This is a genomic window from Alteromonas sp. B31-7 (assembly GCF_015767655.1).
Lineage (GTDB): Bacteria > Pseudomonadota > Gammaproteobacteria > Enterobacterales > Alteromonadaceae > Alteromonas > Alteromonas australica.
In genome coordinates this window covers 4,479,440-4,498,649 of the sequence record NZ_CP065233.1, presented here as the reverse complement: position 1 = coordinate 4,498,649, position 19,210 = coordinate 4,479,440, and the positions used below count along the sequence as shown (strand labels likewise).

The window sequence follows — 19,210 nt, the reverse complement described above, 5'->3', positions numbered from 1 at the left end:
GTTTAAGGATGTATACAGTGAAAGATTTGCATACAAACACTCCGCTTGTCACCCGTACTCTAGGCACAGGAAAAGATCTGGTTTTCCTTCATGGGTGGGGAATGAACAGTGGCGCATTCACCTCATTTATTCCCTATTTAAGTGCCGATTTCCGAATTACCACCATCGATCTGCCCGGTTTTGGTGAAAATGCCGCGCATGTACCCACGCCCTATACGGTGGCTAACTTAAGTGAAATGGTCGCACCTTTAATGCCCCCTCAAAGTATCGTGGTTGGCTGGTCTCTTGGCGGTTTAGTGGCGCAGAAACTTGCTGCTCAACGACCCAATCTTCTCGCGGGGTTAGTCACTATTGCTTCTACACCACGGTTTGTTGCCGGGCCTTGTTGGCCAGGTATAGCAGCAGACTTACTGAATATGTTTAAGCAGCAACTAGAGAAAAATTTCAGTAAAACCCTTGAGCGCTTTTTAGCGATTCAAGCAATGGGAAGTGATACTGCTAAACAAGACATTAAAGCCATTCGTGAGCAAATCACCGAGTTTCCATCGCCATCGGAAGAGGCGTTAAAAGAAGGATTGCATATATTGTCTTGTGAGGATTTGCGCAGTGAATTAAAGCGCATTATTGTGCCTACATTGCGATTATATGGCAGGTTAGACAGTCTTGTCCCTACCAGTGGTATAGACCGTATTTGTGAGTTACACCCCCAAGCCGACACTGTGGTGTTACCTCACGCTTCTCATGCTCCGTTTATTTCCCACCCGCAGCAGACGGCCGATATTCTTTACAGTTTTGCGACCAACGTTTGTAAACAGGAAGCGTCTTAATTTGGCGCTTTCTGTGTTTCTATGCGGCTGGTTATAAAATGGCCGAACAATAACTATAAAAAAGACAAGGACTTAGTTTTCCCCTCTACTTGCGTGCTTTTCTTTTTGTGCAAGCTGGTTAATAATTGCGCATGAGAGTGTAGAGGTAGTGTATGTCTAGTATTGTGACCAATAGTGTCAATTCAGCCATTGTGTCTGGCCAATTTGGCTTGCAGCAGGCGAATAGCGGGTTAACCCAAGCCGCCACAAATATTGCGCAGCAAACGGCGCAAGTGAATCTTGCAGAGAATGGCCCACAAGCTGTGCTGGCCAATGCGTCTTTGCAGGGGCTAAGTAATATACGTAATGTGCTACCCACCGCGAGCGATGATTTCACGTCTAACCTATTGTCATTAAAGATTAATAGCGTTAACGCGCAGGCTTCTAGCAAGGTGTTAGAAGTGGCGAATGAAACTGTCGGAACCATTATAGATACGCTAGCTTAAAAGGGGGTTTTAAGGTGAATATTGTCACGCCGATATTGACTGCGCTAGCGTTTCCTACGGCCAACTTAAATACCGAGTCGGCACGTAGAGACAATACCCTTCGAGAAACCATTCCCCAAGCAAGCGATGCTGAACAAGGCGCGTCCCAGAAAGGTTTGGGTTCAGATACTGATAAGGCAAGAACGCCGGGTCAACCCCCTGCACCGGTAACGTACGAACGCCCTCAAGTTCAATCTGAACTACAGGCCGCTTTTGATAATGTTTTTGGGCAAGAGCAAGACAATGCTGAAGATGAAAGCGCGGGTAAGCAAAACGCGCAAGACCAACAACAGTCTCAACAACAGTCGCAGCAGCAAACCGAGCAAGAGCAACAAGAAATTGCGTCTTTAGAAGCTCGTGATGAGGAAGTTCGTACCCATGAGCAAGCCCATGCAGTCGCCGGGGGCCAGTATGCAGGTACGCCGCAATACGAGTACACAACGGGGCCAGACAACAAGCGATACATTACCGATGGCAAAGTCTCCATTGATATTTCAGAAGCGCAAACGCCAGAACAAACTTTAAGTAAAATGCAGCAAGTGCGCACTGCTGCGCTCGCCCCTGCGCAACCTTCCGCTCAAGACTTAAAGGTGGCTGCGGAAGCATCACAGAAAGCCTTTGAAGCACGAGCAGAAATTGCGGAAGAAAAAGCAGAAGAAAGCGGGCAAGCCTTAGCTTCTGAAGGCTCATCCTCACAAAGTAATGGTGTTAGCATCACACCCCCGTCATTAAATGACATCACAGATAACACCATAGAGCCTCCGACAAGAAGCCTTGACGATGCGGTTCTATCCGCGCAGGAAGCAGCAAAGGAAAACAGTGAGAAAAACGCCTATGCGGGTGGTGCACGTTCACTTGATTTTGGGGAAGCACAGGAAATCAGCCCAGCCATGGCGGCACGGGTAGGGCGTATTCAAAATGTTTATACGCAAGCCTATACACCTGCTTCGCAAGGGTTTTCAGCGAGCGCTTAATTGGGTCACCTTACCCTCGTTTCTTTCACTTTGTTGCCATGGGCTAACCGGCGTTTAATACGCCGGTTAGAATGATGACTACACTTTATTTCTTGGCTTTAGCAAAAGCGTCGGCAAACGCATTACCCATGGCACTATTTTGTGGTTGAGCATTCCCTGTATTACGCTTTGAGCCTTTGTCATTGCGTGGACGTTGGGCTTTTCCTTTATTTGCCGTCGGTCCATTTTTGGCGGGGCGGGCAGAGGGGGTAGGGGTATCGTCTAAACGCATCGTAAAAGAAATACGTTTGCGTGCTACATCCACCTCAAGCACTTTCACCTTAACAATATCACCCGCTTTCACCACTTCTCGAGGGTCTGAGATAAACTTGTTGGTCAACGCCGATATGTGAACGAGCCCGTCTTGGTGAACACCCACATCCACAAACGCACCAAAGTTTGCGACGTTACTGACCACACCTTCTAAAATCATACCTGCTTTCAAATCGTTGATGGTTTCAACACCCTCTTTAAACGCTGCAGTTTTAAACTCAGGGCGAGGATCTCGTCCTGGCTTATCAAGTTCTTTAAAGATGTCTTGCACTGTAGGTAGACCAAAAGCCTCACTGGTAAAGGTGTCAGGCGACAGACTTTTGAGTAGCTCGGTATTACCAATAATATCGTTCACGGCCACCGCCGTGGTATCAATGATTTTATCTACCACGGGATAAGCTTCAGGGTGAACAGCAGAGGCATCGAGGGGGTTAGTACCATTAATAATACGTAAGAAGCCCGCTGCCTGCTCAAACGCTTTGGGCCCTAATCGCTCTACTTTAAGTAATGACTTTCTATCCGCAAAGGCTCCGTTAGTGTCTCTAAAATGAACGATGTTATGGGCCAGTGTTTTATTTAGCCCTGAAACATAGCTAAGGAGCGCTGGCGAGGCAGTATTAAGGTTTACGCCCACGGCATTTACACAATCTTCGATGACACGGTCGAGAGATTTGCCTAATTGGCTTTGGCTAACATCATGCTGATACTGACCCACACCAATGGCTTTGGGCTCAATTTTAACTAATTCGGCCAATGGATCTTGTAGACGACGCGCAATAGACACTGCGCCACGAAGCGACACGTCTAAATCTGGCAGTTCTTTAGAGGCCAATTCAGAGGCCGAGTAGACGGACGCTCCGGCTTCACTTACCATGATTTTTTGGGCTTGAAGATCACTGTTATTTTTTAGCATCTCGGCAACTAGCTTATCGGTTTCTCGTGAGCCGGTGCCGTTACCAATACTGATTAATTCCACCTTGTATTGCTTACACAAGGTGGTGAGTGTACGCATAGATTTATCCCACTGATTCTGCGGGACGTGAGGGAAAATCGTGTTGGTGGCTAGGACTTTACCCGTTTTATCTACCACAGCCACTTTGACCCCTGTACGTAGACCGGGATCTAACCCCATGGTGGTTTTAGCCCCCGCTGGAGCGGCCATTAGCAGGTCGTTTAAGTTCTTGGCAAATACTTCAATGGCTTCCTCTTCTGCTCTTTCACGCAAGGTGCTGAACAGCTCGGTTTCCATATGTAACGCAATCTTTATTTTCCACGTCCACTGCACTACCTGGGCTAAGAAGTCATCAGCCGGTCTATTGCGGTGAAGAATATTATAGTGGCTGGCAATAAGGTGTTCACAATGTGAGCCTGACGCATTGTCGTCCTGTTGTGGATCGGCATCTAGCTGAATATGTAAAAGACCTTCGTTGCGTCCACGGAACATGGCGAGTGCACGATGGGATGGCACCGTTTTGTATTTTTCACTGTGTTCGAAGTAGTCTTTATACTTGGCCGCGTCTTTCTCTTTCCCAGGTGCTACCTTGCTGGCTAAGTGCGCGTTTTCGGTCAGGTAACGACGTATTTTTCCTAGCAACGAAGCATCTTCGGCGAAACGCTCCATCAAAATAAATCGTGCGCCTTCTAAGGCGGCTTTTTCATCAACAATTCCCTTTTCTTCGCTAATGTATTGGGCAGCGACCGTGGCAGGGGTAAGGTTTGGATCGGCAAACAGGGCGTCGGCTAGAGGCGCTAAACCTGCCTCAATAGCAATTTGTCCTTTTGTTCTGCGACGGGGCTTGTACGGAAGATATAAATCTTCAAGGGTGGTTTTGCTATCTGCGTTATTAATATCGGCCTTTAGCGTATCGGTGAGTTTACCTTGCTCATCAATAGATTTGAGAATAACACCTCGACGGTCTTCCAACTCCCTAAGGTAGGTTAAACGCTGTTGTAGGTTTCTTAACTGAGTGTCGTCTAAGCCTTGAGTGACTTCTTTACGGTAACGCGCGATAAAAGGAACGGTCGCTCCTTCGTCAAGCAGTTGAACGGCTGCGTTTACTTGGTTGGGCTGAACCGATAGTTCTTCAGCAATTTTATTGATAATCATAATACGCTCTAGGCAATGGTTTGCGGGTGGATATTTATCGACCTTGGGCAAACTGTCTAAAAAATGAAAAATAAGATGGCAAGTATATCACCGTAGCATAGGAGAAAATGACTACTTATCCACCCACAATTGTATTTAAACCTAGGTTAGAGTTTGTCCGTGGTGTCGTACCATATTTTATTAATCCACCACTCTTTTATTCCAGCTTCGGTTTTTACGGATAAATCGTCATCTTCTTCTTTCCCCACCAGTGCTCGAGCCATAGGGGAGTCAATGGAAATGTAGTCTTTACGGCCGAAAATTTCGTCGTAACCGACTAATCGTAATTGCAGCACCTTCCCTTCGTCGTTTTCTATCTCTACCCAAGCACCAAAGAAAACTTTGCCCTCTTGCTGAGGGCTGTAATCAACCACCTTTAAATTTTCTAGGCATTTTCGCAGGTAGCGTACACGGCGGTCGATTTCCCTTAGCTTTTTCTTGTTGTATTGATAGTCCGCATTTTCACTTCTGTCACCTAAGCTAGCGGCCCAAGTGACCTTGCGGGTTATTTCTGGCCGTTCTTCACGCCAAAGGTGATCGAGCTCTTGTTGAAGCTTGAGGTATCCTTTGCGGGTAATAAGTGGTGTTTTCACAAGCAATTAGGTAAATTAAATAACGTTACCCTAGTGTATGAGGGTAAATATGCAGAAGGCAATATTCTACTACGTCATTTACTGGTTAATCTAAACTGGTCGGTTATTAGTTGAACATGAACCTTTAGTTTGTTGCTGTAGTCAAAATAAACAGGGAAAGGAGCAAGTTCTCATGGTTAAAACTTCACAAAACGGCCGCAGTTTGACCGCGGGTGAAAGCGATAAGCGCTTTGCCACCATAGGTACCATTCTAGGCTTTATGTTGTTTTTAAGTGGAGCCTTGCTACTGATTTACGGGTTTTTGGATATCGTAGTTCGAATCGAGAGTTTGAAAACAGCAGGATACCTGCTGATCGGTTACGTCATGTTCAAACTTGGACAAGCTATCATGAAACATTTTGCGGTATTTAAAGTGCATCATGAACGTCGAAGAATGCCCCGAGAGTAAGAACATCGGTGGGTTAAAACTTACAGTTATAAGTGACCAGGTTTTATCGTAATAAAGTCCAAAAACTGCACAGTTTCCCCCGCCTTTTTTCGCAAAAAGGCACTATGCTTAAGAGGTAGATTCGAGATACCTCACCGAATAACTCGCATTACTATGTGAGAACGGATAAGGGGCCATCACCTTCGTGTGATGTGTCGTTAAGTCCGAGGGAAAAGGTAAGCATGGATTATGCTGACTCAACTAAAAAAGCCGACACAATTTTTTGTGTCGGCTTTATTCTTTACGCGGAATAATACCGCTTATCAGGCCATATTATTCAGCAGCGCCTTCGGCGTTTACCGGAATCACTTCTAGTAACTCAACATCAAAGATAAGGGTCGAGTTAGGTGTAATGGAGCCTGTAGCGCGTTCACCATAGGCTAGCTCTGAAGGAATGTGGAAACGGTATTTCGCCCCTTCTTTCATCAGCTGTACACCCTCAGTCCAACCTGGAATAACCCGATTTAGCGGGAATTGAGCGGGTTCATTGCGGGCATAGGACGAGTCAAACTCTGTGCCGTCTAAAAGCGTACCGCGGTAGTGTACTTTTACTTCATCTTCTGCCGACGGGCTTGCGCCTTCGCCTTCTTCTAGCACTTCGTACTGTAAACCAGACTCGGTCACGATAACGCCATCACGTTTTGCGTTTTCAGCCAAGTAAGCTTCACCAGCCTCTATATTTTTTGCTGCGGCGGCTTCGGCCATTTCCTGCTGTTTGGCACGCAATACTTGCTCACCTTGTTGAGCAATTTCTTGAATTTCTTGCTGAGTGAATTTCAGTGAATCGTTTAACCCGTCATTAAACCCTTCTTTAAGGGCAGCTTGATCTAAGGGTAAACCTAGCTGTTCTTGCTGTTGTGCGCGGTTATTTACAAATAACCCCATACTCGCACCCATTGCATACGCTTGCTTCTGCGCATCTGTCATTGACTCACCTGAGCCACTTGGCGCTTGTGTGGTTTCAGTTGTGGTGGTAGTTGCTTCATCTGACGTATTTGGCTGGCAAGCAAACAAACCTAGCGCAGCCAGGGTAGATAGGGCAACAAGCGACTTCTGCATAAAAACCTCTCCATAAATTTTTCATCATGCTTCTGTGTCTTTACTGCTGCATCTAAGGCAGTGTGCACGATAGTGAAAGATGCGTGATCCGTGCTATGTTAAACGTAGCACTCACAAAGCGAAACCCATTTGATTATGTTTAGGGCTGATTTGTTCCCCACAAAACTGTTACTTATCTCGTTAGTTTGTGGATTGGTAGGGTGTAGCCTGCCAGAAACCACACCGTTAACGCAATGGCGTCATGTTGAAGAAGGGGCGTATGCGGCAGATATTTCTACCGACGGTACTCTCGCTGTTGTTTCCGGCATCAATAATGGTGTGAACGTATGGCGCATTGGTGAAGAAAAGCCGCTTTATCATTGGGGTCATCAAGGTGAAGGGAATAATTTAGTCATTTCAATTCACATCGCCGCCGATAATTCATACGCGGTTACCGCAGATAGAGAAGCCTTTGCGCTGTGGAGCTTGGAAACTGGCGAGCCAGAAGGGTTCTGGCGAATTGACGAGGCTTCTATTCGAGATGTGGCAGTTACCAACAACGGTGAGGGCATTTTGGTGGCTCGTTCTAATGGTAAGGTGATGTTCTTTGAGCCGCGAACGCAACGGCGTTTAGAGTTTCTAGGGCATCAGGAAAAGGTAAATTCGATTGATATTTCGCCCAACGGAAAATATGCCCTTACCGGAGGCAACGACTACATTGCCTATTTGTGGAGCACGGATACTGGGCAAATAATCCATTCTTTTACCCATCCCACGCGGGTGAGCAAGGTGGCTCTAGATGACAGTGGCCGCTTCGCGTTTACCGCTGACAGCCAAAACAAATCGCAAATCTGGAATGTGCAGACCGGTGAACCTGTGAGTACGTTACGGTATTTTGCGCGCCAGCGTATTTTCACAGACGCTGAGTTTTCCAAAGATGGTAAGTATTTACTTACTGGTTCGCCTTCGCGACAGGTTTATCTGTGGAATGTTGAAGATGGTAGCCAAGAAGAGAATTGGCAAGTGGCTTCCCGCGAGTCTGTGTCGCCACCCACTGCAGTTGTCTATGGCGTTGCCTTTCAATCCAATGGTACTATTGTGACTGAAAGCAGCAGCGGTTTAGCCGAAGTTTGGCAATGGGAAAAATAGAGTAATTAATGAGCGAAAATAAACGTGAAGAGGCGCTAAGCGAAGCACTTGCAATAGCCAACAACAACATTGAAGAGTTGCAAACTAAGGTGGCTTTTCAAGAGCACACGATAGAGGCGTTAAATGAAGCCTTGGCCTCACAGCAAAAGCAACTTGAAGATTTACACTACAAAGTGCGTCATGTGATAGACCGTGTTAAATCTATCCAGCCATCTAATATTGCAAAGCAATCTGAGGAAATGCCTCCGCCGCACTATTGATTTCGTGCCGGCGAGGTAGACGCATCCGTTTGTTTTTTCGACGGTAATGTATCTAATTCAACAGAATCTTCTACATCGCCACTCAATGCTTTCACAAAGGCATTTTTAATCAGCGCGCCTAATGCAGACCACATACTGGTATCAGGGTTGGCAAGGTTTCCTTCAAGGGGGATGCGTGTGGCGACCTGATCTTTACTCTGGTTTTCAAACAGTTCAGTGAAGAATGCTGAGATAAGTTCAATACCGCCTTCAATTGGGCCGTCGCCGTCTTCTTCAATATCACCTTTCCACGAGAAGACCTCTACGTGATGAAGAATCGGTTTTACATACCCTTTTACTTCGCCATTGTCAGCCGCCAGTTCGGCAGCGAGAGTTAGGGTGCCCGCCTCTAAATCAAAGGGGGCGTAGGTATCTAGTAGGTTCTTAAAGTTCACCAGCGCAACATTGTCAGCTTCAAGATTAATATCAAATGTAGGCTTTGCCGTGGCAGGATTGAGTGAAGCGTCCACCTTTACGCTACCTTGGTCGGCTGTTTGTGCTGTGGCCGATCCGGTAGCAACGCGGTTGTCTGACAACGCGTCGCTGTTCACTAAATTAGATAACGTGCCATTGATTTGATGCAGGGAAATATCAATGGCTGGGCTTGTCTGAGGGTTGTAAAAGGTAATTTTTCCCTGCTTTATGGTCAGTGCGTCTATACGCAAAGGGAAAAGCTGATTCGCTATGTTCAACCAATCTTCATTTTTACCGACTTGGTCTTTGCTTTCGTCTGCCCCATCCACAAAGTTAATTTCTGGGTCAATGAGATGAACACTGCCAACGGCGGCACCTTTAAATAATTGTGACCAAATGAGGGTGAATTCCACCGAATTGGCTCGAAAAAGCGGGCGCTCCACTTCTCCATTGGCTTTATAAAGAAGCACATGTTGTAGTCGATAAGCCCCGCGCCACAGCATGATATCCACGTCTCCCACGCGGCCATCATAGTTCCCTGGCTGGCTTAAGGTACTGTTTATATACCATTGGGCGGCATAGGGTAGGCTTATTCTTACGCCAAGCAGTAAAATCAGTACCACGGAAAGACTGATGACGATTCGACGATTGTTACGTTGCATAGTGATCTCCTTATGGCTTATGCCATCAAAGAGTATGCCTAGATAAAATGTCTATTAAGAATACACTCTAGGTTGTTGAAATTATTTGTTTTAAAATGACTTTGCGAGGGAGGTGGAACCAAGAAGTCACGGGCTAAGAAGAGATAAACAGTGTGGCTTCTACAGTCAAAAGGGTAAAATTTTCCAGCTTTGGCAATGTTTAATGGGGTTTAAATATGCCGATGACGTTTTCGTTTTCTCGGGTAACCGCTTCCACGCTTTCGTCGGTTTGAACATCGTGATAGCCACAAGACACGCACTCAAGCTTTTCTACATTGTTTTCATAGTAGAGGGAAATAGTATCGAGCTCTTGGCATTTAGGGCAAACTGCGCCCGCCACAAAGCGACGTTTTACTCTCTTTTGCATAATAAATCTCAATCTTTGTTATCAGTCTATTATACAGCGAAATGACCGTTGCTGATCAGCTTTTAACGAGAGTTTTTGGTATTATACGCCACTTAAATTGTTCCAATACAGGTACCGGATGATAAAGCTCACTAACGTATCGCTGATGAGAGGGCGCAAAGTCTTACTCGAAGAAGCGTCTGCACAAGTATTTCCTGGCCACAAAGTTGCGCTAATTGGCAGCAATGGATGCGGCAAATCTTCACTATTTGCCTTGTTACGTCATGAATTAACGTTAGATGCCGGTGATTGTACCATTCCAGCCGATTGGAAAATTGTGAGTGTGGCCCAAGAAACGCCATCCACTGACCGAAAAGCCATTGATTATGTGATTGACGGAGACAAACATCTCAGACAATTACAGCACTTACTTGCGCAAGCCGAACATGCAGAAGATGGTGTGGCCATTGCTCAGGCTCATGGGCAATTAGAGCAAGCAGGCGCATACGATGTGGAAGCTAGGGCGGCCACCATTTTGTCTGGTTTAGGTTTTACGAATCAGCAGTTAGACGCGCCGGTATCAGACTTCTCTGGTGGTTGGCGTATGCGACTTAATTTGGCGCAAGCACTGTTGTGTCCGTCTGACCTCCTTTTGCTCGATGAGCCCACCAACCACCTCGATTTGGACGCGGTAATTTGGTTAGAAAAGTGGTTACAACGTTACGCTGGCACCCTATTACTCATATCTCATGACAAAGCCTTTATCGATAACACAGTGGCACAAATTATCAGTGTGGAGCAGCAAAAGCTGGTTACCTACACAGGTAACTATTCTGCGTATGAAACTCAGCGAGCTGAACGCTTACGTTTGCAAAACCTTGAGTTTGAAAAGCAGCAGCAAAAAGTAGCGCACCTCAATGCCTTTATTACGCGATTTAAGGCGAAAGCCAGTAAAGCAAAGCAAGCACAGAGCCGTATAAAGCAGCTGGAAAAGATGGAAACCCTGATGCCTGCCCATGCTGCCAGCCCGTTCAGCTTTTCATTTGCGCCCCCTTCTGCCCTCCCCAACCCTTTGGTTAACATGGAGCATGTACAGCTTGGTTATGGCGAACACATTGTGTTGGAACAGGTTAAATTAAACTTAGTGCCAGGCAGTCGTATTGGCCTACTTGGGCGAAATGGACAAGGTAAATCTACCTTAATCAAATTGCTTGCTGGCGTACACTCTCCTATGCAAGGCATGTTTGATACTGCAAAAGGGCTGAAAATTGGTTACTTTGCGCAGCATCAGCTTGAAACCTTGGACCCTTCGGCTACGCCAATATTGCACTTACAGCGTTTAGATGAGAAAGCCACGGAACAGCAATTACGCGATTATTTGGGTGGGTTTGGGTTTAACGGTGATGAAGCACTAAGCGAAGTGGCGCCCATGTCTGGGGGAGAAAAAGCGCGCTTAGTTTTGGCGTTAATTGTTTATCAAAAGCCCAATTTACTGCTTCTCGATGAGCCGACAAACCACCTTGATCTAGAAATGAGACATGCATTAAATGTGGCCTTGCAAGGGTTTGAAGGCGCCATGGTACTGGTTTCTCACGATCGTTTCTTACTGACGTCAGTCTGTGAAGATTTCTATTTGGTTGATAGCGGTCAAGTCGATACGTTCAATGGTGATTTGGATGATTATCGTGACTGGATTTTAAAGCAACAAGCACAAGACAAAGCCAAAGCGAACAGTGATGCTAAAGCAGCGAATAGCGAACCGAGTGAGCAAAAAGAACGTAAAATAGACAGGAAAGAAGAAAAGCGCAGAGAAGCCGAGTTTAGAAAACAAATCGCGCCTTTTAAAAAAGCGCTCGAAAAACATGAAAAAGCGTTGAATAAATGCACCGGGCGTTTAGCCGAGGTTGAAGCATTATTGGCGGATAGCACGTTATATAGTGATGATAAAAAAGCGGATTTAATGGCTTTGTTAGACGAACAAGCATCGATAAAACAACAATTGGAAGAGCATGAAATGGCATGGCTAGACGCTCAAGAACACATGGAACAACAAAGAGCGGCCTATGAAAAACAGTGAGGTATTACTTAGTAGGGCGGACTTTTGGCGTTATAGCTATATCACCTACGCTATTGATGACGTGGCCCCAGCCTCGTTAACCCTTCAAGACAGGTTTGGCGTCAATGTGAATCTTATTATGTTGTTGTGTTGGTGTTTGCAAGAAGGCGTTATTTTAACGCTAACCCAATGCCAGCAATTGATTGAGTGTGTAGAAGACAGCGAACACCAATTAAAAGCGCATAGGCACAAACGGCATGCTGCAAAGCCAAAAGAGGATGAGGTTTCAGCGCGATACGACGATTTGAAAGCGGAAGAACTTGAGCTGGAAAAAGCACAACAAGCACTAATTTTGGCGCAGTTTAATCAATTCGATGTGTCGTATCTACCTAAAGAAGCGGCCGTCGGTGGAAATGTCTTTAATGCGTCCATTGCTGCATTTATTAACGCCTATGCGTTACGAGAAGCGCCTCAAGCCCGATTACTATTAAGCGCCATCATTAAAGCGCTACCTTAAAATAAGAAACACTATGAGCAAATCTGCGTTAGCACACGGAAAAATCGTTAAAAGCCAATTTCGTATTCCTACTTGGGCGAAAAATCGTCACATTCAAACCATTTGGCCTAGGTTCATACAAAAGCGGTTGCCTTTAACCTATGGTATGGAGAGGTTAACGCTGCCCGATGACGATTTTGTTGACGTGGCTTGGGGGCCAAAACCTGCGGAACCCTCAGGTGTGGTGGTGCTATTTCACGGTTTAGAGGGCAGTATCCGATCACATTATGCCAACGATATGATGGCCACGTTGTCGGTGAACGGGTGGCAAGTCGTGATGATGCATTATCGAGGGTGCAGTGGCGTCCCTAATTTAAAGGCGAGAGCTTATCATTCGGGAGAAACGGAAGATCCCAGCTTCTTTTTGCAATGGATTAACGACAAGTTTCCTTCCCTGCCCAAAGTGGCTATTGGCTTTTCGTTGGGCGGAAACATGTTGCTGAAACTACTGGGCGAAAATCCTGCTCAAAAGTGGCTGCAAGCCGCCGTAGCGGTGTCGTCACCCTTGAAGCTGTCTGAGTGTGCGAAGTCGATTAATCATGGATTTTCCCGAGTTTATCAAAAATATCTGCTCGCCAGCATGAAAAACACGTTGAAGAAAAAGATGGCGTACATTGATTACCGAAAGCTTATTCAACTCACGGAAGACGATGTAGACAGCATGACGAGTTTCTCACAGTTCGATGAGAAAATTACCGCGCCACTGCACGGTTTTGCTGATGCACAAGATTACTACGAAAAATGCAGTGCTTATCATTTTCTAAGTGCTATACATTGCCCAACATTGGTTCTACATAGTATTGATGACCCCTTTATGAACCACCTTATTGTGCCAAAAGAGGAAGAGTTAGCGCGCAGTGTCACGTTAGAACTCAGTGAACGTGGCGGGCATGTAGGCTTTATGCAAGGCTCTATTTTAAAACCGAAAGTTTGGTTACATGAACGGGTAAAGCGCTTTGTTAGTGAAGTGCTGCCTATCAATTCTGACACGCCTTATATGGACCCCGTATGATCATTCCTTTAGACGCCATCGAAAAAGACACCCTTTACAGCATAGCTGAAGCCTTCGTACTTCGAGAAGGCACAGACTATGGCGAACAGGAAATTACCCTTACCGATAAAGTTGAGCAAATCCTTAGCGCACTGCATTCAGGTGATGCTGTATTGGTGTATTCAGAGCTTCATGAGAGTGTGGATATTCGTCCAAAAGAGGACGTTTTGGCTAACGGTAACGATGAAGAATAAAAAAGCCGGTCGGGTGACCGGCTAACCATCCTGAGGAAAGGAAGGATTAAAACGCATATCTGGCGTTCACTTGAAGTATGTCTAAATCATCAACAGATTTGTAGCTTGCGCCAAACGCCCATTGAGGGGTGACATAGTAGTTAGCCCCTATTTTTATCGTGGCTTCACCATCGAAGACGTCGTAATAGCCAATTTCACCATTTAATTCGATTTGTTCTGTCACCATAGAACGCAAACCAGCATTGATGCTGTAGCCATTCTCATCGGTGGCATCAGCATCAAGCTGTTCAAAGTTGGCAGTAAAATAGGCGTCTGTGGTGCTATTGATAGGCATACGATAACCTGCACCTAATGTAAGAAGATCAAGATCAAAGCTGCCCTCTTCTACGCGGTTGTACTCACCGTTTAAAAATATATTGCTGTTAAGAAGATATCGGCTGGAGACGTTGAAGCCATCTGGCTCAAAAGATTCATCATCGTCGAAGTCGATTTTAGTGTATCCCCCTTCTACATATCGCCAATCTGGCGTGTCTGCCAGAGCTGGAAAGGAAAGTGTCGCTGAAACTGAGGTGAAAAGTGCGGTAAGTAGTGTGAGTGCTTTACGCATAAATGCTCCTTGTTATGTACAGATAATCATTATCTGCCTCGTTGTTACATGGGAAAGGCTGTGTTGTCCCGTGACTGTCTATAGGCAATGACACGCGACTACCTTTATCCCACGAAACTCATACAGCAATTGCCTTGCCAGCCGAGCGCTTGCGTTCCACATTCGACCCAAATTAGCTATCTATCAATCTGTTTTTCATGCCTTTTTCTTTTTTTGTGACCAAACGGCTTTAGCGTAAACAGAACAGGAAAAGGTTCTTGTCCTACACATAGGGGCCGATACGCTGAAGGAATGTGTTGCAAATACACAACACATATCCTTTTGTCTAAGTGTTGGCGCATATTTACACAATGGTTTAGCACCGTGGTTACAGGGGATTTAGATCGTAAGACAATGTAAAGTAAAGGTAAATTAATAAAAATATGCAATTGGAACAGCTCTTGCTTTGCTAGGTGTAGCTTTCACTTTTTTTCCTGTGCTTTTGCAAATTTGAAGGTCATTTCGGTTCTGGATTTTTCAACGGATGGACGCAGCCCAAACTTGTTTTTTAGGGCAATGGCTCAAAAGCGCATTATTTCTTAAGGGAGATATACGGTGTATAAGGTAAGACAAAAAGGTACGACAAGATTACTTACTTCAATAGCGACAACCCGTCGTGTGGCGTTATTGGTTGGCGCCCTGTTTTCAGTATTTGGTTCTTCGTGGGCATTAGCGACAAACGTGAATCAAGACAATCAACCGGGCGAAAGCTCGCCTATTCTGCAGTCTATTATTGATGAAGCAAAGCAGTCTGCAGAGCAAAGCTATAAAGAAAATGATCATGGCCTTGATGACAAATTGAAAGACATTGATTACCAAACCTATCGTGCTATTCGTTTTAAGCCAGAACAAAGTTTGTGGCATGGGGAAAATGACTATGAGGTTCAGTTCTTTCACCCTGGTTTCTTGTATCAACTTCCAGTGACCGTCAATGTTATTGATGCAGATAATGACGCAAGCCCAATCGCGTTTGAAAAGGCGATGTTTAGCTACGATGGTAAAGCGTCATCCTTGGGTCAATATACGAAAGATGGAAATGGCTTCGCAGGCTTTCGCCTTCATTACCCGATAAAAAATGAGGAATATAAAGATGAATTCGCGGTGTTCCTCGGCGCTTCTTACTTCCGTCTAGTGGGCAAAAATCAAGTGTACGGCATCTCTGCCAGAGGCTTGGCGATAGACACTGCATTATCCAAAGGTGAAGAATTTCCCCATTTTACTCAGTTTTGGTTAATTGAGCCGAAGGAAGGTCAACCTATTACGGTATATGCGCGATTAGAGAGCCCTTCCGTGGCTGGCGCGTACAAGTTCGTTGTTCAGCCCGGTGTCGACACAGAGGTAAAAGTGCAAAGTTGGTTATTTGCCCGTGAAGACGTTGATAAGTTAGGCATTGCGCCATTTACCAGCATGTTTTTGTTCGGTGAGAATACCCAAAAACGTCACGACGACTATCGCCCAGAAGTCCACGATAGCGATGGTGTACTTATGGTGACGCACGCCGGTGAAGAAATTTGGCGTCCGCTAACTAACCCTAGCAGATTACAAGTGACATCACTGAGTGACAGCCACCCCAAAGGGTTTGGTATGTTGCAGCGCGATGGCGAGTGGGACAACTATCTCGATGCTGAGGCCAATTATCACCTACGTCCTGGGTTGTGGGTAACACCAGAGGCTGGGTTTGAAAAAGGCCGTTTAGAAGTAGTTGAGATCCCAACGAACTCTGAAATTCACGACAACATTGTTGCGTTTTGGACGCCTGAGAAGCCCTTTGTATCGGGTGAGTCACTCTATTTTTCTTACAACTTAAGCACAGTGGAACAAAATCCATTTGTGAGCGAGTTGGCGTCGGTCGTTCGCACGCGCCAAGGGGCTGCGGTGTTGCCTGGTGATGAATTTGAAGATGCATCACTGAATACGACGCGTCAATTTAGCATCGACTTTAGTGCGCCTTCAGGGTTTAGCTTTAACAGCGATACGACAAAACTCATTGTACAAGCCAGTAACGGTCAGGTGTCGAAGCAACGTATGCACCCCGTTGCAGATGGCGCAGAAGTTAGAGCGACATTCTTCTTGAAACCCAAAGAGAAACAAACGGTAGATATGCGGGCCTACATCGAGCAAGACGGCAAGCGTATTAGCGAGGTATGGAATTATGTCTACCAACCACAGTAATAGCCTAGGTTTGCAAGAAGGTTTGCAGACAAAGAAACCGTCGACAGACGCATCGTCGACCCATAGCCACCTGAACACCAAAGGAGAGCATATGCGTTTGTTTATTATGGCAATGCTAGTTATTCCAAGCACGGCACTGGCCGGTTGGAGTTTATACGAGATATTTCTGCCCAACGGGCTAACGAACCTTGAAATAGCCCAATTGGGTCTTGGGTTAACCCTTTTTGCCTGGTTATGCATGGCATTTTGGACAGGCATAATTGGGTTTGTATTGCAGTTGTTCAACATTGACCCCCTTAGCCTCCGTAAAAAGCAATGTGCGCCAGACCAAGATAGCCCTCTGGTGCAAAAACACGCGGTGGTAATGCCGGTGTACAATGAAGATACCCGCAGAATTATGGTAGGTTTTGAAGCGTGTGTACGCGAAATCATGGGCAGCGCTCAGGCTGAACAGTTTGACTTCTTTATGTTAAGCGATACACGGGACGAGCAGAAAGCTGAGGCAGAACTGCGTGCATGGAACCGCATGACTAAGCGCTTAGGCCGCTATGCAAGTCATGTTTTTTACCGTCGCCGGGAAGAAAACAGCCATAGAAAAGTGGGGAACCTGAAAGACTTTTGCGAACGTTGGGGAGCTAACTATGAGTCTATGATTGTGCTGGATGCTGATAGCATCATGAGTGGTGAGCGCATGTTAGACCTTGCCCGCCGCATTGAGCAGAATCCAGAAACGGCGTTAGTGCAAACTATACCTATGCCCGTTCGCCAAGATACTTTCTTTGGTCGGTTTGTTCAATTTGCAGCGCATCTCTATAGCCCTATGCTGGCAACAGGCTTGTCGTTTTGGCAGACAGACAGTGCAAATTACTGGGGGCACAATGCCATCATTCGTATTGCCCCTTTCATGCAGCATTGTGGCCTACCAACCCTTGAAGGCCGCGCACCGTTTGGTGGCGAAGTACTGAGTCACGATTTTGTGGAAGCTGCACTTTTACGTCGAGCTGGCTGGCAGGCTTACTTACTGACCGACACCACAGGCAGTTACGAAGAGGTACCTAGTAATATCGTCGATTATGCCATTCGCGATCGCCGCTGGGTTCAGGGCAACATTCAGCATTTGGGTTTATTAAAGGTGAAAGGGCTAAAAACAGCTAACCGCTTGCATTTTTTATTCGGTGCTTTTGCCTACATTTCTTCACTTGTACTATTTTGTATGCTGGCGCTAGGTACCGCAGATGCGCTTATTCGTGCTACTTCTGTGCCTGACTTCTTTGTGTCAGAATATCAACTTTTCCCAAGTTGGCAGGTGGCACGCCAAGACATGATGATGGTGACAATGTGGGGCACAGCAGCGCTATTATTTCTACCTAAATTACTGGGTATTACCTTAGCGCTCATCAAGCGTAGAAGTGAGTTTGGCGGCGCCTTTTCGTTGCTTAAAAGCGCCATTTTAGAGCTTGTAATGGCGGTATTGATTGCCCCGCTCATGATGTTTTATCACAGCTACTTTGTGATCAGTGTCTTTATTGGCCATTCAGTTAAATGGGAAGCCCAAGAACGTGAAGGACGCAAGGTGCCTTGGTCTGTGGCCTTTAAGTATACCCAAATAATGAGTTGTTTAGCAGTAATTTGGGGCGTGACAACCTTCTACTACACGCCATCACTGTTTATGTGGCTACTTCCTGTATTAATTGGGATGGTACTGGCGGCGCCTATTATCCGCTTGTCTAGTTCTACTCACCTAGGTGTTAGCTTACGCAATTGGGGTGTTTTCGTTATCGACCAGGAAGTAAAAGAATGTATGGCACTTAAGCGTTTACGTGTCGCCATGAATTACTTCTCAATTTCTCAGTATAAAGCGGAAGTTCCAGCGCTACCAGATAGCTTGTGGGTAACAATGCCTGAACAGGCGTTACATCAAAAGCCACTGCCTATGCAGGGTATTCAGCAACAGGCCGCATAAGTTACAACAGACGTTCACGCATACAAAAAATCCGATATCAGGCAACTGATATCGGATTTTTTATGACTTTCACGGCGGTCACTACTTTTCACGGCGGTCACTACCTACCTGAGTCGCGCAGTCGTATACCCATTTTATCTTTAACGGGTAAAGGTCACAGAGAACGTGATTGGTACTGTGGTAGTAATGCTTTTCAACCCAGCAATCTTTTGCAATGCTTCTACCCCTTCTGTCAGGCCAAATGCTTCAGCCTTAATTAAAGTAGGAGAAACAGTACTTACCGTCATTGTATCGTCATCGAGTTTACTGGCTTTTATTGCAAAGGTCGTGGGTACGGCCTTGCCATGTAGGGTAAGGATGCCGTCAACTTTGGCCACTACCACATCGCCATTTTCCAGGTCTGTGAGGGTGGCAGGTAAGTCTGCAACAAACGTGGCTTTTGCAAACTCAGCGACATTAAACAGCATCTCTTGCATTCGTGAATTGCGAATATCTATGGCAGTATTTACCGAGGCCAAATCTACCTCAATACTTAGTGCTCCACTGTCTGAAAGACTGCCGTCGAAGCTATCAAATTGATGCACTTCTGTGACTTGTGCATTTTTAGTAGAGAGGAAATGCAATGCGCTGGTGTCTTTGTCTACATTCCAGTCAGCCATCGCAGGGAAAGCAAATCCACAGGCAATAAGCGCAGCAGACAACGTCCGAATTCGAGCTGTAATCATGTTATTACTCCTTTGTTTACGCAAACAAAATACCTGC

General features: G+C 45.9%; 19 protein-coding genes. 12 read left to right on the top strand and 7 right to left on the bottom strand.

The window, feature by feature from the left end; translation table 11 throughout:
• Window positions 1–17: 17 nt before the first annotated feature.
• The 3 genes from bioH to IUA53_RS19680 all read left to right on the top strand — a co-directional run bounded on the left by bioH (window position 18) and on the right by IUA53_RS19680 (window position 2,325).
• A complete protein-coding gene (bioH, locus tag IUA53_RS19690) occupies window positions 18–827 on the top strand; it encodes a pimeloyl-ACP methyl ester esterase BioH (RefSeq protein ID WP_196897666.1) in 810 nt (269 codons plus the stop codon).
• A gap of 152 nt (window positions 828–979) precedes the next feature.
• A complete protein-coding gene (locus IUA53_RS19685) occupies window positions 980–1,312 on the top strand; it encodes a hypothetical protein (RefSeq protein WP_196897665.1) in 333 nt (110 codons plus the stop codon).
• 14 nt (window positions 1,313–1,326) lie between these two features.
• On the top strand, window positions 1,327–2,325 hold the full coding sequence (locus IUA53_RS19680; protein ID WP_196897664.1) for a putative metalloprotease CJM1_0395 family protein: 999 nt from the start codon (window positions 1,327–1,329) through the stop codon (window positions 2,323–2,325).
• A gap of 85 nt (window positions 2,326–2,410) precedes the next feature.
• Here IUA53_RS19680 and IUA53_RS19675 read toward each other — a convergent pair whose 3' ends face one another.
• Window positions 2,411–4,744, bottom strand: coding sequence for a Tex family protein (locus IUA53_RS19675; RefSeq protein ID WP_196897663.1), 2,334 nt, complete (start codon window positions 4,742–4,744; stop codon window positions 2,411–2,413).
• 146 nt (window positions 4,745–4,890) lie between these two features.
• Window positions 4,891–5,376, bottom strand: coding sequence for a transcription elongation factor GreB (gene greB, locus IUA53_RS19670; RefSeq protein ID WP_044058534.1), 486 nt, complete (start codon window positions 5,374–5,376; stop codon window positions 4,891–4,893).
• Window positions 5,377–5,548: 172 nt separating this feature from the next.
• On the opposite strand from greB, the gene IUA53_RS19665 reads away from it, so the two are divergent.
• A complete protein-coding gene (locus tag IUA53_RS19665) occupies window positions 5,549–5,824 on the top strand; it encodes a hypothetical protein (RefSeq protein ID WP_044058533.1) in 276 nt (91 codons plus the stop codon).
• A 312-nt stretch (window positions 5,825–6,136) separates the two neighbouring features.
• Here the strand turns inward: IUA53_RS19665 and fkpA are convergent, their stop codons facing one another.
• Window positions 6,137–6,922 (bottom strand): FKBP-type peptidyl-prolyl cis-trans isomerase, encoded by a 786-nt coding sequence (gene fkpA / locus IUA53_RS19660; RefSeq protein ID WP_044449084.1) that lies wholly within the window; start codon window positions 6,920–6,922, stop codon window positions 6,137–6,139.
• A 135-nt stretch (window positions 6,923–7,057) separates the two neighbouring features.
• Between fkpA and IUA53_RS19655 the strand changes: the two genes are divergently transcribed.
• Together IUA53_RS19655 and IUA53_RS19650 are read left to right on the top strand one after the other, a co-directional pair.
• On the top strand, window positions 7,058–8,050 hold the full coding sequence (locus IUA53_RS19655; protein WP_196897662.1) for a WD40 repeat domain-containing protein: 993 nt from the start codon (window positions 7,058–7,060) through the stop codon (window positions 8,048–8,050).
• Between the two features lie 8 nt (window positions 8,051–8,058).
• On the top strand, window positions 8,059–8,310 hold the full coding sequence (locus IUA53_RS19650) for a SlyX family protein (RefSeq protein ID WP_044449081.1): 252 nt from the start codon (window positions 8,059–8,061) through the stop codon (window positions 8,308–8,310).
• Here the strand turns inward: IUA53_RS19650 and IUA53_RS19645 are convergent.
• Together IUA53_RS19645 and IUA53_RS19640 are read right to left on the bottom strand one after the other, a co-directional pair.
• Entirely contained in the window at window positions 8,304–9,425 is a 1,122-nt protein-coding gene (locus tag IUA53_RS19645; RefSeq protein ID WP_044449079.1) for a DUF748 domain-containing protein, read from the bottom strand. The genes IUA53_RS19650 and IUA53_RS19645 overlap by 7 nt on opposite strands.
• A gap of 199 nt (window positions 9,426–9,624) precedes the next feature.
• Complete coding sequence (locus IUA53_RS19640; protein WP_044058530.1) at window positions 9,625–9,831, bottom strand: YheV family putative zinc ribbon protein; 207 nt, start codon at window positions 9,829–9,831, stop codon at window positions 9,625–9,627.
• A 118-nt stretch (window positions 9,832–9,949) separates the two neighbouring features.
• Here IUA53_RS19640 and IUA53_RS19635 point away from each other — a divergent pair, with 118 nt between their 5' ends.
• The 4 genes from IUA53_RS19635 to IUA53_RS19620 are packed head-to-tail and all read left to right on the top strand — an operon-like array spanning window position 9,950 to window position 13,667.
• Window positions 9,950–11,887, top strand: coding sequence for an ATP-binding cassette domain-containing protein (locus IUA53_RS19635; RefSeq protein WP_196897661.1), 1,938 nt, complete (start codon window positions 9,950–9,952; stop codon window positions 11,885–11,887).
• Window positions 11,874–12,383, top strand: coding sequence for a TIGR02444 family protein (locus tag IUA53_RS19630; protein ID WP_044058528.1), 510 nt, complete (start codon window positions 11,874–11,876; stop codon window positions 12,381–12,383). Before IUA53_RS19635 ends, IUA53_RS19630 begins: the two co-directional genes overlap by 14 nt.
• 13 nt (window positions 12,384–12,396) lie before the next feature.
• Window positions 12,397–13,434: a hydrolase gene (locus tag IUA53_RS19625; RefSeq protein ID WP_044058527.1), complete on the top strand. Its 1,038-nt coding sequence runs from the start codon at window positions 12,397–12,399 to the stop codon at window positions 13,432–13,434.
• Window positions 13,431–13,667: a YheU family protein gene (locus tag IUA53_RS19620; protein ID WP_196897660.1), complete on the top strand. Its 237-nt coding sequence runs from the start codon at window positions 13,431–13,433 to the stop codon at window positions 13,665–13,667. The genes IUA53_RS19625 and IUA53_RS19620 overlap by 4 nt, the downstream gene beginning before the upstream one ends.
• A gap of 46 nt (window positions 13,668–13,713) precedes the next feature.
• Here the strand turns inward: IUA53_RS19620 and IUA53_RS19615 are convergent, their stop codons facing one another.
• The gene (locus IUA53_RS19615; RefSeq protein WP_196897659.1) at window positions 13,714–14,274 is read right to left on the bottom strand and encodes a porin family protein; all 561 of its coding nucleotides are present in this window, start codon (window positions 14,272–14,274) and stop codon (window positions 13,714–13,716) included.
• 594 nt (window positions 14,275–14,868) lie between these two features.
• On the opposite strand from IUA53_RS19615, the gene IUA53_RS19610 reads away from it, so the two are divergent.
• Both IUA53_RS19610 and mdoH read left to right on the top strand, forming a co-directional pair.
• Complete coding sequence (locus IUA53_RS19610; protein WP_196897658.1) at window positions 14,869–16,485, top strand: glucan biosynthesis protein; 1,617 nt, start codon at window positions 14,869–14,871, stop codon at window positions 16,483–16,485.
• Window positions 16,466–18,448, top strand: coding sequence for a glucans biosynthesis glucosyltransferase MdoH (mdoH, locus tag IUA53_RS19605; RefSeq protein WP_196897657.1), 1,983 nt, complete (start codon window positions 16,466–16,468; stop codon window positions 18,446–18,448). The genes IUA53_RS19610 and mdoH overlap by 20 nt, the downstream gene beginning before the upstream one ends.
• A 140-nt stretch (window positions 18,449–18,588) precedes the next feature.
• On the opposite strand, the gene IUA53_RS19600 is transcribed toward mdoH, so the two are convergent.
• Window positions 18,589–19,173: a YceI family protein gene (locus IUA53_RS19600; protein WP_196897656.1), complete on the bottom strand. Its 585-nt coding sequence runs from the start codon at window positions 19,171–19,173 to the stop codon at window positions 18,589–18,591.
• Between the last annotated feature and the right edge of the window lie 37 nt (window positions 19,174–19,210).

Excerpts from the sequence above, each read along its gene's own strand:
- IUA53_RS19685 (WP_196897665.1), top strand. The coding sequence starts at position 980 with ATGTCTAGTATTGTGACCAATAGTGTCAATTCAGCCATTGTGTCTGGC.
- IUA53_RS19675 (WP_196897663.1), bottom strand. The coding sequence starts at position 4,744 with ATGATTATCAATAAAATTGCTGAAGAACTATCGGTTCAGCCCAACCAA.
- IUA53_RS19665 (WP_044058533.1), top strand. The coding sequence starts at position 5,549 with ATGGTTAAAACTTCACAAAACGGCCGCAGTTTGACCGCGGGTGAAAGC.
- fkpA (WP_044449084.1), bottom strand. The coding sequence starts at position 6,922 with ATGCAGAAGTCGCTTGTTGCCCTATCTACCCTGGCTGCGCTAGGTTTG.
- IUA53_RS19655 (WP_196897662.1), top strand. The coding sequence starts at position 7,058 with ATGTTTAGGGCTGATTTGTTCCCCACAAAACTGTTACTTATCTCGTTA.
- IUA53_RS19650 (WP_044449081.1), top strand. The coding sequence starts at position 8,059 with ATGAGCGAAAATAAACGTGAAGAGGCGCTAAGCGAAGCACTTGCAATA.
- IUA53_RS19645 (WP_044449079.1), bottom strand. The coding sequence starts at position 9,425 with ATGCAACGTAACAATCGTCGAATCGTCATCAGTCTTTCCGTGGTACTG.
- IUA53_RS19640 (WP_044058530.1), bottom strand. The coding sequence starts at position 9,831 with ATGCAAAAGAGAGTAAAACGTCGCTTTGTGGCGGGCGCAGTTTGCCCT.
- IUA53_RS19635 (WP_196897661.1), top strand. The coding sequence starts at position 9,950 with ATGATAAAGCTCACTAACGTATCGCTGATGAGAGGGCGCAAAGTCTTA.
- IUA53_RS19630 (WP_044058528.1), top strand. The coding sequence starts at position 11,874 with ATGAAAAACAGTGAGGTATTACTTAGTAGGGCGGACTTTTGGCGTTAT.
- IUA53_RS19625 (WP_044058527.1), top strand. The coding sequence starts at position 12,397 with ATGAGCAAATCTGCGTTAGCACACGGAAAAATCGTTAAAAGCCAATTT.
- IUA53_RS19620 (WP_196897660.1), top strand. The coding sequence starts at position 13,431 with ATGATCATTCCTTTAGACGCCATCGAAAAAGACACCCTTTACAGCATA.
- IUA53_RS19615 (WP_196897659.1), bottom strand. The coding sequence starts at position 14,274 with ATGCGTAAAGCACTCACACTACTTACCGCACTTTTCACCTCAGTTTCA.
- mdoH (WP_196897657.1), top strand. The coding sequence starts at position 16,466 with ATGTCTACCAACCACAGTAATAGCCTAGGTTTGCAAGAAGGTTTGCAG.
- IUA53_RS19600 (WP_196897656.1), bottom strand. The coding sequence starts at position 19,173 with ATGATTACAGCTCGAATTCGGACGTTGTCTGCTGCGCTTATTGCCTGT.